Origin of the sequence: Bacillus cereus group sp. BfR-BA-01381, assembly GCF_022663555.1 — a bacterium.
GTDB lineage: Bacteria > Bacillota > Bacilli > Bacillales > Bacillaceae_G > Bacillus_A > Bacillus_A pacificus.
In genome coordinates this window covers 1-15,331 of sequence record NZ_JAKUFR010000052.1, presented here as the reverse complement: position 1 = coordinate 15,331, position 15,331 = coordinate 1, and the positions used below count along the sequence as shown (strand labels likewise).

Below are 15,331 nucleotides of genomic sequence, written 5' to 3'. Positions count from 1 at the left end.
TTTTAACTTGTTACATATATTTCTACTTTTTCTTCTTGAGATACAACGCTATCATAACCGAAGCAAACAGGAGCCCCGTTATACGGATCGATCATGACACGCGCATCAATATGAAATACTTCTTTTAATACTTCATTTGTAATAATCTCTTCTGGACTACCAGTTGTAACAATTTCTCCTTCCTTCATTGCAATAATTTCATCTGAAAACCTTGCTGCATGGTTAATATCATGTAGTACCATAACAACCGTACAATTATGTTCTTTATTTAACTTCTCCACAATTTGTAATACATCTAATTGATGAGACATATCAAGGTATGTAGTTGGCTCATCTAATAACAACACTTCTGTCTCTTGTGCTAATGCCATCGCTAGCCATACCTTTTGCCGTTGACCACCAGATAGATTTGCTATTTGTCTTGTTCGAAATGCAGAAGTTTTCGTTATATCTAATGCCCAGTCAATCATCTCTTTATCTTTTGAAGTTAACTTATTTACATTATTTCGATGTGGATAACGTCCATAAGAAATTAATTCTTCTACTTTAAGCTCTCCTGGCGCAATTGGAGTTTGCGGGAGTAAAGCTAACTGCTTCGCAATTTCTTTCGTTGGAATTGTATTTAGATCTTGCCCTTGCAAATATACTTTACCGCTCTTTTGCTTTAAAATTCTTCCCATTGTTTTTAACAATGTTGATTTACCGCACCCGTTTGGTCCTATAATTGTCGTTACTTTTCCTTCTTGTATTTCCACATTTAAATCGCGAAACACTGTAAGCTTTTCATAACTCGTTTCTAAATTTTTTGCACTTAAAATACTCACTTTTATTCCTCCTCTTACGCTTTCGCCTTATAAAGTAAATATAAGAAATACGGTACACCGACAATAGAAATAACGATTCCAACTGGTAACTCTACAGGTGTGAAAACTGTTTTTGCAATAAAGTCTGAAGCAATTACAAGAAACATTCCGATTACTCCGCACGTAGGAATGATATGCTTATGCTGAATACCGACAAGTCTTTTCGCTATATGCGGTGCCATTAATCCAATAAAACCAATACTCCCTGAAACAGCAACACATGCGCTCACAAGTCCGATACTACTTAATAGTAAAATTGATTTCTCTCTTTCTAGCGAAACACCTAAACTTGTAATACTCGTTTCTTCCAACTGAAATAAATCTAATAAATAAGCTTTCTTTTGTATGAGAGGAATTAATATGATAAGCCACGGCAACATGGCAATAATGTACTTCCAGTTTGCACTATATATACTTCCAGACACCCATACTGCAGCCATTTCAAAATCAGTTGACTTCATTTTGAGTGATAAATACATTGAAAATGCCCCAAATCCTGATCCAATTGCAATCCCTGTTAATAAAAGTCGCTGCGAATCTAACTTACCGTTTTTCCAAGAAAACAGATAAATGATGATAGCTGCACCTAATCCACCTACTAAACCAAACATTGGCATCATCATAATAGAAACCCAGTCTGTGCTTTTTAATTGTCCTTGGAAGAAAAACATAAAAATGACGATTGCTGTTCCTGCTCCGGCATTAACCCCTAAAATACCTGGGTCTGCCAATCCATTTCTCGTAATCCCTTGAATAACAGCACCTGCAACACCGAGACCTAATCCTACTAATCCAGCAATTATGATGCGCGGGAGACGAAACTCAAAAATAACTAAATCATGGTCTGGTACTGGATCTATTCTAAAGAGTGTTTTAAATACATCTGTAATCGTAATATCAAACGTACCATTCGTTAAACTAATATAAATAGCACATAGTATTAAAAATATAAGTATCCCCATCGTCATTCCGAAACGTTGATTTGAGCTTTTAAGCATGTCTCTCTCCTCCTCTTGTACGGATTAAATACAGGAAGAAAGGAATTCCAATTAAAGATGTTACGACTCCAATCGGCGTTTCAAATGGATAATTTACAAATCTACTTAAAACGTCACATAACGCTAGAAAAACGCCGCCAATAACGCCTGCACATGGTAAAATCCACTTATAATCTACTCCAATTATAAAGCGAGTAATGTGCGGAATAATTAAACCTACAAAACCTACTTTCCCCACTAAAGCAACTGCTGTTCCTGTTAAAAAGATTACTGATAAAATAGCCATTGCTTTAACTAGTTTTGTACGCTGCCCTAGGTTAATAGAAACTTCTTCTCCTAAAGAAAGAATCGTAATAGATTTTGATATTAACAGCGCTAAAACTATTCCAATTATCCCAAAGGGTATCGTGATTTTAATTATATTAGGATCAACTTGATCTAATTTTGCATTAAACCAAAAACTAACATTTTGAGAAATTTGGAAATATGAAGCCATCGCGGCCGATACACTACTTAAAAATGTTCCAATAACCGTTCCTATAATTGCCAACCTAACTGGTGATAAGCCATTTTGAAGGAGTGAACCAAAACCAAATACGATACCGGCTCCTAATGCAGAACCAATCATTGAACATACAACCATACCAATCGATGACATTCCCGGAAGAAAAATCATACAAAGTGTAATAACAAAAGCTGCCCCATCCGTCACACCCATAATAGAAGGGGATGCAAGATAGTTTCTTGTCATCCCCTGCATAAGTGCTCCTGATATGGCTAGAAATGCTCCAACTAAAAGAGCTGCAACTACCCTTGGTAAACGTGAAGTAATAATGATATTATGATTTACATCACTTGAATCAAAATGAAATAACGCGTTCCACACCGTTTCAGCATCAATACTTTTCGCCCCATACAAAATAGAAAGTATAACTGTAAATAAGATGAGTATGGGTGCTATACATAATATGGTTACTGGTACTGCATTTGTTTTCTGCATATTATTCAACGCACCTTACTTAAAATATTATTTAGATAAATTTTTCACTGCTTCTTTTAAGAATGCTGTTTTACTCCAAGCAGTACCACCTTGTGCCATTGGATCCACAACGTTTACAAATACTTTCTTTTCTTTCGCAGCATTCATACTTTGCCAAATTGGATTACTTTCAATTTCTTCTAGCACTTTCGGGTTTTTATTTTCAGTTGTTTCATATTGTAAGAAAATATAATCCGGGTTAAGTTCAGCAAGTTTTTCAAATGAAATCTTCTCTTGTGCTTTTACAGTTTTTAATTGTTCTGGAGCAGTTAGCCCAAGATCTTTATAAATTACAGGGTTGAAGTATACTCCTTCTGGATATAGGAATAATTCGTTTGCTCTTAGTCTAATAACAAGTACTTTTTTGTCTTTTAACTTATCTCCTAGTTTTGCTTTTGCTTTTTCAGCGTCCGCATTGTAATCTTTAATAATTTTTTCGGCTTTATCTTTTTTGCCAGTTAATTCTCCCATTAACTTTAAGTTATCTTCCCAATTTGTTGAAACATGTGATACCGGGAATGTAGGAGCTACTTTCGTAAATTTTTCAGCTGTTTCTGCTGGGAATTTCGTACTTGATGTAATAACATCTGGCTTTAATTGAAGTAATGTTTCGAAATTTGGTTCCATTTTCTCACCAACAGATTTTGCACCCTCTAAATCTTTCTCAAGATACTTCGGTAATTTACCACCAACAGTAATAGCACCTACTGGCTTAATACCAAGTACCGCAGCATCTTCCATTGACTCTAAACTAGCTGTCGCAATTTTATCTACTTTTGCTGGTACTGTATATTCTTTACCTAAATATGTAATTTTTCGTTTTTCGTCTTTTTTCGTCTCACTAGCCTTTGTCTGTTGTGTTTTTTCTCCTGAAGTTTTATCTGTACTATTACATGCTGCTAGCCCTACACTTAAAACTGTAACCATCCCTAATGTAAATAACTTCTTATTCATCTTTATACATCTCCTCTCGAATTTTCAAAACTATATTCTCAATAAAATTTAACTATATGAAACTTGTCTTACATATATTTCATTAGATTAACAATTCTATCCAGAACTCATTCTCGTTCACTTCCCCTAAGCTATAATTCTTTTATACCTCATCCATTGATAATTATTTTCATTGATAATGATTATCGTTACTAAGTATATATTTAATACGCAATTATTTCAAGAAAGATTTGAAAAATTTTAACAAACTGAATAAAAAAAGAAGTATCCGCCTAATGTTAGGGGGATACTTCTTTTTTTAGAAATTTATATGTAATTCAACTGGGCAATGGTCTGATCCCATTACTTCACTATTAATTTTCGCCTCTGTTATTTGGTCTTTCATTCTTTCAGAAACAACAAAATAATCTAAACGCCATCCAATATTTTTACCTTTGTAATCTTGCTCTTACATTTGTGAATACATACATACGCACTTTATTCAGGTTATACTAATTTCAGAGGTGATGTTCTTTGTACAATGAAGGAGTTACGTTAACAAATGAGCATTGGCAAGCGATTGTTCATAATGATTCTTCCTATGATAGCAAGTTCTTTTATGCTGTGAAATCAACCGGAATTTTTTGCAGGCCATCATGCAAATCAAGAATACCGAATAAAAACAATGTACGAATTTTTCATCATGCAGAGCAAGCATTAAGTGAAAATTTTCGCCCATGCAAACGTTGTAAACCAAATGGGCTCACTTTACCTAATGAAGAGTGGGTAGAACAAATTAAAGAGTATATCGAAAAACACTTTAATGAATTATTAACTCTCGACATACTTGCGGAAATGTGCCATGGTAGCTCATTTCATTTACAACGCACTTTCAAAAAAACGACAGGAATAAGTCCTATAGAATATATACAACAGTTCAGAATTGTTAAAGCGGCAGAACAACTATTACAAACAAATCAATCCATTAAAGAAATTAGTAATGCTGTTGGGATAGAAAACCCAGAATATTTCGCAACTTTATTTAAAAAGAAAACCGGATTTACGCCTACTGCATATCGAAAAAAGAATGAAATGAAAGAGGGTTACAATAATGAATTCCTACAAAAGTGATTATATATATTGGACGCTACTTACACATGAAAATTGGCAATTTCATATTGCTTCAACTGAAAATGGACTATGTTTCATTGGATCACAATATGAAACCTTTGAAGAATTAAATATATGGGCTAGAAAAAAACTGCCCCAACATATATTGATTCATAGTCCAGATTACTTACAAGTATATACAAAAGAAATTATCGAGTATTTAGAAAACAAGCGAGAAACTTTTGCATTCCCTATCGATGCATACGGAACTGAATTTCAATTATCTGTTTGGAATACAGTACGTGAAATTCCTTATGGGAAAACATATTCTTACACAGAAATTGCCGAAAGAATTCAAAAATCTAAAGCGGTGCGCGCCGTTGCTACTGCCATTGCTGCCAATCCTCTTCTCATAACGATTCCTTGTCATCGTGTTATTGGAAAGAATGGGAAACTAACTGGCTTTAGAGGGGGATTAGAAATGAAGAAAGAATTGCTTACATTAGAAAAGTCGCAGGTAGAATTCTTATGACAGCAGAATATAGTAACCCATTAACTTTAGCAGTGCCAACAGAATTTAGTTTCCAAGAAAATTTACGCTATCTATCACGTTCTAACAATGAATGTATGTTTCACATTGAAGACAACAAAATTTATAAAGTTATCTCTGTTCACGATGTAAATCCTTTAGTTGCAATTAGTATGAATACAGATGGGCATATTCAAATACGTTTTTTAGAAGAATTATATACATCTGAAGAATCGATACACGAAGCTGTAGCTAACTATGTGAAGGATTGGTTTGATTTAACTACTGATTTAACTCCCTTTTATACATTGGCTAAACATGATGTACTCCTTCAAAGACCAATTGAACAATATAATGGCCTTCGCACCTTAGGTATTCCAGACTTATTTGAAGCACTTTCCTGGGGAATTATCGGTCAACAAATTAACCTCACATATGCTTATACGCTAAAAAGAAGATTAGTCGAGACATTTGGAAGTTATGTAGAATGGAACGATAGAAAACATTGGATATTCCCTTCTCCTGAAACGATTACCAATTTACACGTAGAAGATCTCAAAAATTTAAAAATGACGACTCGAAAGTGTGAATATTTAATCGGTATTGCAAAGCTTATTACAGAAGGAAAACTATCAAAAGAATCTTTACTACAAACACAAGATGTAAAGATTGCTGAAAAACAATTAACTGCTATACATGGTGTAGGTCCGTGGACTGCCCACTATGTTTTAATGCGCTGTTTACGATTCCCTTCTGCTTTTCCAATTGACGATGTTGGTTTGCACAATGCAATTAAATATATAACAGGTTCCGAAAGTAAACCAACTAAACAGGAAATAAAAGATTTTGCGGCAAATTGGATCAACTGGGAGTCTTACGCAACTTTTTATTTGTGGCGAGTATTATACTAAAAAACCAAGTAGCGCATCCGCACTACTTGGTTCTTTTTTAAGCTTGTTCTTCGAATCGTCTTGCGATTTCCACAATAACTTGAACAGCTTTTTCCATAACATCTACCGAAACATACTCAAATTTACCGTGATAGTTTTCACCACCTGTGAAAATGTTTGGGGTTGGTAATCCCATATACGATAGTTGTGATCCATCTGTTCCACCGCGAATCGGATGAATATTTGGTTCGATATTTAAACTTTTCATTGCCTCATATGCAATATCAACAATTTCTCTCACTGGTTCGATTTTTTCAAGCATGTTATAGTATTGATCATTCATTTCTAAAACGACTGCATCTTGTCCATACTTCTCTTGCATTTGCTTCACAATATTTTCAACGTTATGTTTACGCGCTTCAAAATTTTCACGATCAAAATCTCGAATAATATAATACGCTTTACTTTGCTCAACATCACCATGTAAAGAAAGTAAATGATAGAATCCTTCATACCCCTCTGTATATTCTGGTGCCTCTTCTACTGGTAAATAGCTATTAAACTCCATCGCAAGTTTAGTTGCGTTACGCATTTTATTTTTCGCTGTTCCAGGATGTGTATTCGTTCCGTTAAACGTTAACTTAGCGCCTGCAGCATTAAAGCTTTCATACTCTAAACCACCTAATGGACCTCCATCCATCGTATAAGCACATGATGCACCAAACGCTTCTACATCAAAATGCGCTGGCCCACGACCGATTTCTTCATCCGGCGTAAATGCTACTCTTATTTTCCCATGTTTAATTTGCGGATTATGTATTAAATAGTTCATTGCAACCATAATTTCAGTCAAACCAGCTTTATCATCTGCTCCTAGAAGTGTCGTACCATCCGTTGTAATAATCGTATGTCCTTTATATGATGGTAATTCTGGAAACTGTTCTGGCGTTAACACAACATTTAACTCTTTATTTAACGTAATCGCATTGCCATCAAAATTTTCATGAATTTGTGGTTTTACGTTTTTCCCTGTAAAGTCTGTTGCCGTATCTAAATGTGCTAAAAAGCCGATGACTGGAACATCCTTATCCGTATTAGCAGGAAGTGTTGCCATTACATAACCGTTATCATCCATCGTCACTTCTGTTAACCCAATTTCTTTTAGCTCTTCCACTAATAACTTACCAAATTCAATTTGTCCAGGTGTTGTTGGCACTGTATGACTTTCTTCATTTGATTGCGTATCAATTTTTACATATCTCGTAAATCTTTCAATAAGTTCTTGTTTCAAACTCGTTCACTCCCTTTTATATTTCTTTCTCTATTATAATCCTTGAGACGAAATATTTTAACTTTTTTGACTGTGAATACATATATTTCATTTGTATTTTAGCTATTTTAAATACCGGTTGAAAAGTCGTAATATTTGTACATTAAAACTCTTACATGTAATATACATAATTATACAATATGGGAGGTTTTAAAGATGAGGCTAACTCTCTTTCGCTATTTTCTTTTTTTCTTAGGATTAATTTTTTTCGGCCTTGGAAATGCTCTTGCAGTAAAAGTTAAATTTCTCGGTTTACATCCTTGGGAAGTTTTAAACATGGCTCTCTACCAAAGGTTTGGATGGACCATTGGTACGTGGAGTGTCATATGTGGATTATGTCTCGTTCTCATTTCTTTACTAGTAGATCGAAAATATATAAATGTGGGAACATTTTTAAATGCACTACTTATCGGTCCGATTATGGACTTTTTCTTACAATCAAATATTCTTCCAAACGCTAGTGATTATTTATGGTTAAACTTACTCATTTTATTTTCTGGCATTGCCATTACAGGTATTGGGGGAGGTATGTATGTTGCGGCTGGAATCGGCGCTGGACCTCGTGATGGATTCATGCTTACTATTTCCGACAAAACCGGTCTATCTATTAGCCGTGCTAGAATCATAGTAGAATGTATTGTACTAGTTATTGGATTTATGCTAGGGGGGCCTGTTTTTATCGTAACTTTTCTGTATACCTTTATTCAAAGTCCAATCTTTCAGCAATCATTTAAGGTATTTCAAACACTTCTACATACTCTACATAACAAAAAAAAAATTAGTGAACATATTTAAAGTACAGTTTAATACAAGTAAATTCACCCTATTTACGATTCTCACCGCAAATAGGGTGTTTCTTTTTTATTCCATAATTTAAGAAGATATACTAATCATTCACAATAAAAGTATATACATCGTCATAAATACAGCCATTTACTTTAATCACATACTTCCCTGGTTTACTAAAACGAATTGTGTATTTGTTTAGCTGAATTGCTTCTTTATCTCCAGAAAGAACATCAATGCTTCTGCCACTTAATACATATAATTCATTTAGATTCATCGATACATCAATTGCATTGAAATTCTCCTCTTTCACTTGCTGTACTTCCGCAGCGCTTACACTTGGTTCTAAAAACAGTAGTCCACTTAATCCAATCGTCCCCGCTAAAGCAACTCCCGCAAACTTTTTAATTTGTTTCATTACAATGACCTCCTTATAGATTTTGCGTAAAGGTGATGTCCCCCCTTACACCACAAAGCCTATATGTAATGAAATAAAAAGTAAACGAGGACAGTAAGACAAAATTCTACATCTTTTTCTCCTATTGAATATAAATTCAACGTTTGGAGTTTTGTCACATTTAAAATTGTTTACTTAAACCAACTTTCAATTATATTATTCAGAAACTGAATAATTACTTATTGATTTAACATTCTAAAAATAGTTGATAAAAATACTTTCTATTCAAATAAGAAGATTTTGCTATAAAAGTAACTTTTACAATAAAGCCCATACAACCAATTTTATTCTGCTTTCCATAATCTCTCTACATTCATTAATTGTTCCTCTTTAAACTCCATCTTATATATATCTGGTTTTGACGTATTCATTAAAAATTCAAACCCGTATTGCTTATCAAAATAATTCATCATGAGTGTCATGACAAGGCCATGTGTACCAATTACAATTTTTTGTCCTTGAAAATCCATTAAGATTTCTTTTAATACTTTCACTACCCTTCTTTGGCAATCCGCATATGACTCTCCTTCCGTTCGTGCAAAATCCGCTTCAGAGAACATCTTCTTTACAAGTGGATACACCTCTTTATCTGATATAACTTGATCGCCACTGGAAAACATACACTCTTTAAGATTTTCATATATTAATATTTCTTTTTCATAGAAATCGGCTGTTTTTTCTATCGTTAATACAGCTCTCTTATATGGACTTGAAATGAAAGTATCGATTCCCTCTGTTTTTAATATATTTGTTACTCTATGAGCGTCTAAACTTCCCTTTTCAGTTAAACCACGTGTTCTTTCACCCTCTTCTAATTTTGGTGATTCACCATGTCTAACCATATAGATATATGTACTCATACTTCCTCCTTGAAAATATTCATTCGTTTTTTATAAATTTTGTTGTTTTGTTCGTGTAATCCATTCTCCTACTAAACTCTCGAACAATTCAGGTTGTTCAATTTGTAAATTATGCCCTGCCATATCTAACACCGCTAATGTCGCTCTTGGATAATCATCAATAATTTCTATAATATCTTGATAACCTACGGATATATCTTGCCTTCCAGCTAGTAAAAGAACAGGTTTCTCATATTTCATATGATAAAAATTCATAGTAAGAGAGTAATTTTTTTGCAACCTTTCAATAAACTCATAATTAGCAACATCTAACCCTGGTCTAATTTCTTCTTGAAATCGCTTATATGTATATTCGTTTGCTACTACTGCTAACTCACAAAATGCCTCTCTTTCCGTAGAAGTGAGCTTATTTAAAAAGTCCTCATCTTGTAAAATTACCTGTTTATCTGGAAGAGTCCTTTTTTCTGGATCCGCTACTACAACAGGACAGACTAATAGTAATCCATTAACTCTTTCAAACAGCTTTGTGAGTATACCTCTAGCTAAATATCCGCCATAGGACTCCCCTACTAATAAAAAGTTTTTGGCTGGAATAATTTTTTCAATACATGCAATTAACAGTTCTAACATATGATCTGAACTATTTATCCAATCTGGAGCATTCGATTTCCCCATGCCAGGTAAATCAATATATATTCTTTGGTAACCTTTATATTTTTCGAATACTGATTCCATGCACCTCTGCATTAACCTATGATCAGGTGCACAGCCATGTATAATAATGACTGGTTTTCCTTCACCAATAATTTCATAATATATTTCTGCATCCTTAATCCGGCATATCATAAAAAAGTCCCCCTAGTGTTCTATTCATCTTTTCAGGCACCCCTCTCAAACCCATAGGAATACACGTTCTTATTTTATAACTTTTCAGAATATAATTTCAAATTTTATTTTTCGAATTTCAAATAAAAAAGCCTTCCATGAGTGTATCCCCTCAAAAGAAAGCTCTCTTACATATATTCCCTCCTACTTGAACTTCAAGCATAATTACACATTATTCTTCTAATTTCATCAACACAATTCTCCAGCCATCTGGATCCTCTATCGTTATCCCCTTATCTTTCCAATATGGGTTCTCTGGTTCGACTTCATCATATCCCAATACATGCAACCTTTTACTCACCTTTTTCATTTCACTATCTTCATGCATATAAAATACGAGTAAATTATCTTTTGTCGGAGCTGGACATGGGCTCCCATCTATATGTCTTGTAAATTCTAAATGATACTCTTCATCTGGGAGTCCAAACATGACCCCATCATATCCTTTATGATTGTAGAATTCACCTATACGTTTTAAGCCCAATCCTTTTTCATAGAATTCTATCACCTTTTCAAATTGATCAGTTGGACGTGCTATTCGAAACTTTACCCAGTTCTTCATGCTCTTCCTCCTATACTAGAGATTTCATACATGCTTACGTATTATTGTATATACGCAACATCTTTTTGAAATCCCTCATTCGTATGAGAATAGATACATACAAAAGTTTAGTTTATACTTTATAACATTCAATTTTATATAAAATTGAATGTTATACCCTTATGCAATTATACATATTCACTTGCGAACCACTAAAAAACCTTTAAAATTCAAAGGATGACTAAATATACAATTTCCATTTAAAATCTTAATGTAATACATACTATCAAACGCCATGTTTTTTTAATTTTAAGAAGTATTAAACTCTTCATCACTTTCCTTATACGCATGATTTTTATAAGGAAATCTGATACAATTCTTAAATAATATTATTATGTATAGATATTACGAATATAGTGCATAATTAAAGAAGGTGATTTTATTGAAATTAAATAAAAATTTACAACTATGTATATTAATTGCGACATTAATATGCTATTCAATCTATTTTATGTTTTTCTATCTGTTCCCTACTCATTTTTCAAATTCAGATGTACGCTTCGCTTCACTTATTGTTGAAGCTATTACATTTGTATCACTCATTTACTCTATATATTCTAAAAAAGTCAGTTCAAATCCGTTTTGGATATGTATCACAATAGCAATTGGTAGTTTTCTATTAGGAAAAATAGTATATACATATCAAGATAGCTTCTTCGAAATTCCAATACATCGTTTTACAATTTCTGATGTATTTTACATGTTTTTTCTACTCTTTTGTCTTATCGCTTTCTGCTATAAAATCTTAAAAGAATGCGATAAATGGGAAAAAGCGTTCTTTATTTGTGATATATGCATAGTACTTACTTCCATATTCACATTGGAGTGGTATTTATTTAATCAACCAAATTTAAATATATTCTCTCTTTCACTAGGAGATGTTTTCCTTTCATTTCTATATCCAATTGCAGATTTATTATTTCTTCTACTAGGTGTTAGTCTCTTTTTCCGTCCAACAATTTTTAATTCCAAACGGAAAATTTATATCTTTATTTTTGTATTAATAAGTTCTGCAACTTTTAACTATATTTATTTTTACCTAAATAATCATTTATCAACTGAAACGATAACATTATTACGTCTTTTATATAGAATACCTATATTACTTATTGCAATAGCTGGATCTATTTCAGAAGATCATAATAGCCATAAAAATTATTTCATTGTTAACCCTATAATAGGAAAGAAGGCTTTAGTTGTATTTCCTTATCTTGCCGTTGCAATACTAATCGGGTTTACGTTAAAAGAACAAACAGCATCTTCCACTCTCATTACGGGAAATTGTATTACTTTTATTTTCGTACTCATTCGTCATTCTATTGTACGTATGCAAAACAATTCCCTAACCAAACGTTTACAAGTATTTAATGCCCAATTAGAAGAAAAAGTTACATTACGGACTTCAGATTTAGTTCATAAATCAGAGGCTCTATCTCAAAAGCAACAAAAATTCAAATCATTATATGAATATCACCCTGATCCTATTTTTACAATTGATTTAAATGGTGTATTCTTAAATGTAAATAAAGCTGGAAGTATACTACTTGGAGCACCAACGAACGAGTTACTTGGTGAAACATGTTTTTCAATTATTTTAGATGAAGATAAACATAAACTAGCATCTGCATTAGAAAAAGTGAAACAACAAGAATCGGCATCCTTACAACTTAGTTCTCAATATAAAGATGGCTTTACTTATTTTTTATACGTTACTATCGTCCCTATTATGATAGACGGACAAATTTCAGGAAGCTATATTATGGTGAAAGATATTACTGCACTAAAAAAACAGCAAGAAGAAATAAAATATTTAGCATTCCATGATACTGTAACGAAAATTGGGAACCGTGCCTTTTTCCATAAGAAATTAAAAAGAATTATAAAAAATGCTAAAACGACAGAAAGCGAGTTTGCATTATTATATTTGGACTTAGATCGCTTTAAAGCAATTAATGATACACTTGGACATTCGGCAGGGGATCACATATTAGAAAAAGTAGCGGAGCGATTCCAATCATGTCTTCCATCACATACTCATCTATCAAGAATCGGTGGCGATGAATTTACAATCTTAATTGAAAACTATACTGACGAAGATTCCTTATTCGAGTTATGTAATCAATTATTTGAAAGTATGGAAAAACCGTTTGTCATATATGAGCATACATTAACTTTATCACTTAGTATCGGGATCGCTATTTATCCACATTCTGGAATCGATATCACTACACTATTAAAAAACGCTAATGTTGCAATGTATGATGCAAAGGCAAAAGAGCTTAATTCTGTCTCTATTTATGACGATGTAATCGCTAAAAAAATTGAAAGACGATTACGATTAGAAAAAGATTTACCAAACGCAATACAAAATGAAGAATTGTTCCTTTTGTATCAACCTCAAGTTGATAGTGAATCTAATAAAATTATTGGTGCAGAAGCTTTAATTAGGTGGAATCATCCTGAATTAGGTATTATTTCTCCATACGAATTTATTCCGATTGCAGAAGAAACACTACAAATTATTCCAATAGGAAAGTGGACATTGAAGCAAGCCTGTGAGCAAATGAAACGTTGGCACGCACTCGGATATTCACATTTAAAAATAGGTGTAAACTTATCTGCTAAAGAATTTGAACAAGAAGATTTTGTAAAATCTATTTCTGCAACATTAGCAAATACAGGCTTAGCAGCAAGTTCTCTCGATCTTGAATTAACAGAGCGAATTGCAATGATGGATGAGCGAGAAACATTAATAAAACTACGTACACTAAAAAGTTTAGGGATTCATATTTCAATCGATGACTTTGGTACAGGCTATTCTTCGCTAGCTTACTTACCTTTATATCCAATCGATACGTTAAAAATCCCACGAGAATTTATTACAATGTCTGAAACATGTGACGATGGAATGGAAATTATTAAAACAATCATCACATTAGCAAATACATTAGGAATGTCAGTTATCGCGGAAGGTGTAGAAACGAAAGAACACGTGAGTTTCCTTCAAAAAAATAATTGTCAATTTATTCAAGGCTACTACTACAGCAAGCCTATTCATGCTGATTCATTTTCTACTCTTCTCAAAAAAGGTGTTCATTCTCTGTAGCGTAAATACATACAAGAAAAGGAAAGAAGAGACGGACTCTTCTTTCCTTTTTTGTACTTTGCAACTTTTCATTTCCTTCACATATCATTTATGTAAGTAGTTACTAATATATTTATGATAACAGACTTGAATTGGAGGGAATTACATGCACCACGACAATCCAAATGATAAACTTTACAAAAACATTCCTCTATCCCTCTTCTCAATAAAAAACGAGCTAAAACAAAAATGTATCAACGTAAATAACTTCCTTTCTCCCCTTTCGAACGAAGAAGAAGTATTCGTACACACAATTAAAGAAAGAACAAAATTATTGAATCAAAATAATGTTACAAGAACTCGTGCTTACTATCAATTTTACAAAAAATATCCTGAAATACATTGGGCATTGCTTGGACATATGGTATCGCGGAACGGCGGTTGGAACATGACAGATTTAAAGGGGGATTTATATACGAAATTGTTATCTGAGAAAGATCAATTTACTTTCTTTTCTTTTTTAGAACGGGGTAATTGGCTTATCTTTCAAGATGTGTATCCACAATTTTTATTATATGAACAGAGTGTTAAAAAAAACAAAAATCTTTTTCATCTCCTCCCTCACCTCAATGTATCAACATTCATGGAAACAATGTGGAACTTCTTTTGGAAAACTGGAAACAAACAAATATTAACGATTGCGACTATTATTAATGAACAAAACTACTTAGAAAAAAGAGTGATTCAAAATAAATACTTCAAAAAAAATGTACTAAATAGTATTGGATTTAAACTTTTTGATTTCTTTCAATTTAATCATATTCTCTTCCCTTTCTCTGAAGAAAATACTGGACAAAAAACAATATTAATTGGTGATACAATGAAACATTTCACTTCCTTACACGAACGAATTTTGCTCGGAAAACGATTATATACATTATTGTTTCATGATGAACACGTTTTAG

15 protein-coding genes and 1 pseudogene are annotated in these 15,331 nt (G+C 33.0%); 6 read left to right on the top strand and 10 right to left on the bottom strand.

Features of this window, described 5'->3' with window-relative positions; translation table 11 throughout:
* Positions 1-2: 2 nt before the first annotated feature.
* From MR079_RS17760 to MR079_RS17740, 5 genes and pseudogenes are all read right to left on the bottom strand, one after another.
* Positions 3-824: an ABC transporter ATP-binding protein gene (locus MR079_RS17760; protein WP_000025777.1), complete on the bottom strand. Its 822-nt coding sequence runs from the start codon at positions 822-824 to the stop codon at positions 3-5.
* A 14-nt stretch (positions 825-838) separates the two neighbouring features.
* Positions 839-1,861, bottom strand: a complete 1,023-nt coding sequence (locus MR079_RS17755; RefSeq protein WP_000920433.1) for a FecCD family ABC transporter permease — start codon at positions 1,859-1,861, stop codon at positions 839-841.
* Positions 1,854-2,861: a FecCD family ABC transporter permease gene (locus tag MR079_RS17750; RefSeq protein WP_229135336.1), complete on the bottom strand. Its 1,008-nt coding sequence runs from the start codon at positions 2,859-2,861 to the stop codon at positions 1,854-1,856. The genes MR079_RS17755 and MR079_RS17750 overlap by 8 nt, the downstream gene beginning before the upstream one ends.
* Positions 2,862-2,888: 27 nt before the next feature.
* Positions 2,889-3,854: an iron-hydroxamate ABC transporter substrate-binding protein gene (locus tag MR079_RS17745; RefSeq protein ID WP_139867067.1), complete on the bottom strand. Its 966-nt coding sequence runs from the start codon at positions 3,852-3,854 to the stop codon at positions 2,889-2,891.
* Between the two features lie 298 nt (positions 3,855-4,152).
* Positions 4,153-4,290 (bottom strand): annotated as a pseudogene (locus MR079_RS17740) (exodeoxyribonuclease III); the annotation flags it as partial.
* Between the two features lie 77 nt (positions 4,291-4,367).
* On the opposite strand from MR079_RS17740, the gene MR079_RS17735 reads away from it, so the two are divergent.
* Genes MR079_RS17735 through MR079_RS17725 form a run of 3 tightly spaced genes read left to right on the top strand, consistent with a single transcriptional unit; the run spans position 4,368 to position 6,383 of the window.
* Positions 4,368-4,964 (top strand): bifunctional transcriptional activator/DNA repair enzyme AdaA, encoded by a 597-nt coding sequence (locus MR079_RS17735; protein ID WP_229135335.1) that lies wholly within the window; start codon positions 4,368-4,370, stop codon positions 4,962-4,964.
* Positions 4,945-5,475, top strand: coding sequence for a methylated-DNA--[protein]-cysteine S-methyltransferase (locus tag MR079_RS17730; protein ID WP_139867063.1), 531 nt, complete (start codon positions 4,945-4,947; stop codon positions 5,473-5,475). Before MR079_RS17735 ends, MR079_RS17730 begins: the two co-directional genes overlap by 20 nt.
* Entirely contained in the window at positions 5,472-6,383 is a 912-nt protein-coding gene (locus MR079_RS17725; protein WP_242294380.1) for a DNA-3-methyladenine glycosylase family protein, read from the top strand. Before MR079_RS17730 ends, MR079_RS17725 begins: the two co-directional genes overlap by 4 nt.
* 37 nt (positions 6,384-6,420) lie before the next feature.
* On the opposite strand, the gene pepT is transcribed toward MR079_RS17725, so the two are convergent.
* A complete protein-coding gene (gene pepT, locus MR079_RS17720) occupies positions 6,421-7,653 on the bottom strand; it encodes a peptidase T (protein ID WP_139867059.1) in 1,233 nt (410 codons plus the stop codon).
* A 195-nt stretch (positions 7,654-7,848) separates the two neighbouring features.
* Between pepT and MR079_RS17715 the strand changes: the two genes are divergently transcribed.
* On the top strand, positions 7,849-8,487 hold the full coding sequence (locus tag MR079_RS17715; RefSeq protein ID WP_139867057.1) for a YczE/YyaS/YitT family protein: 639 nt from the start codon (positions 7,849-7,851) through the stop codon (positions 8,485-8,487).
* Between the two features lie 91 nt (positions 8,488-8,578).
* On the opposite strand, the gene MR079_RS17710 is transcribed toward MR079_RS17715, so the two are convergent.
* From MR079_RS17710 to MR079_RS17695, 4 genes are all read right to left on the bottom strand, one after another.
* Positions 8,579-8,896 (bottom strand): hypothetical protein, encoded by a 318-nt coding sequence (locus MR079_RS17710; RefSeq protein ID WP_044791624.1) that lies wholly within the window; start codon positions 8,894-8,896, stop codon positions 8,579-8,581.
* 323 nt (positions 8,897-9,219) lie between these two features.
* Complete coding sequence (locus tag MR079_RS17705) at positions 9,220-9,795, bottom strand: histidine phosphatase family protein (RefSeq protein WP_087954536.1); 576 nt, start codon at positions 9,793-9,795, stop codon at positions 9,220-9,222.
* A gap of 30 nt (positions 9,796-9,825) precedes the next feature.
* Positions 9,826-10,641: an alpha/beta fold hydrolase gene (locus MR079_RS17700; RefSeq protein WP_242294379.1), complete on the bottom strand. Its 816-nt coding sequence runs from the start codon at positions 10,639-10,641 to the stop codon at positions 9,826-9,828.
* A gap of 211 nt (positions 10,642-10,852) precedes the next feature.
* On the bottom strand, positions 10,853-11,242 hold the full coding sequence (locus tag MR079_RS17695; RefSeq protein ID WP_139867051.1) for a VOC family protein: 390 nt from the start codon (positions 11,240-11,242) through the stop codon (positions 10,853-10,855).
* Between the two features lie 421 nt (positions 11,243-11,663).
* Between MR079_RS17695 and MR079_RS17690 the strand changes: the two genes are divergently transcribed.
* On the top strand, positions 11,664-14,387 hold the full coding sequence (locus MR079_RS17690; protein ID WP_139867049.1) for a bifunctional diguanylate cyclase/phosphodiesterase: 2,724 nt from the start codon (positions 11,664-11,666) through the stop codon (positions 14,385-14,387).
* A gap of 145 nt (positions 14,388-14,532) precedes the next feature.
* A partial coding sequence (locus tag MR079_RS17685) for a DUF2515 family protein (protein ID WP_242294378.1) occupies positions 14,533-15,331 on the top strand: 799 nt, incomplete at its 3' end.

Coding starts and splice junctions, on each gene's coding strand:
- MR079_RS17710 (WP_044791624.1), bottom strand. CDS start 8,896: ATGAAACAAATTAAAAAGTTTGCGGGAGTTGCTTTAGCGGGGACGATT.
- MR079_RS17730 (WP_139867063.1), top strand. CDS start 4,945: ATGAATTCCTACAAAAGTGATTATATATATTGGACGCTACTTACACAT.
- MR079_RS17715 (WP_139867057.1), top strand. CDS start 7,849: ATGAGGCTAACTCTCTTTCGCTATTTTCTTTTTTTCTTAGGATTAATT.
- MR079_RS17705 (WP_087954536.1), bottom strand. CDS start 9,795: ATGAGTACATATATCTATATGGTTAGACATGGTGAATCACCAAAATTA.
- MR079_RS17745 (WP_139867067.1), bottom strand. CDS start 3,854: ATGAATAAGAAGTTATTTACATTAGGGATGGTTACAGTTTTAAGTGTA.
- MR079_RS17750 (WP_229135336.1), bottom strand. CDS start 2,861: ATGCAGAAAACAAATGCAGTACCAGTAACCATATTATGTATAGCACCC.
- MR079_RS17755 (WP_000920433.1), bottom strand. CDS start 1,861: ATGCTTAAAAGCTCAAATCAACGTTTCGGAATGACGATGGGGATACTT.
- MR079_RS17700 (WP_242294379.1), bottom strand. CDS start 10,641: ATGATATGCCGGATTAAGGATGCAGAAATATATTATGAAATTATTGGT.
- MR079_RS17695 (WP_139867051.1), bottom strand. CDS start 11,242: ATGAAGAACTGGGTAAAGTTTCGAATAGCACGTCCAACTGATCAATTT.
- MR079_RS17725 (WP_242294380.1), top strand. CDS start 5,472: ATGACAGCAGAATATAGTAACCCATTAACTTTAGCAGTGCCAACAGAA.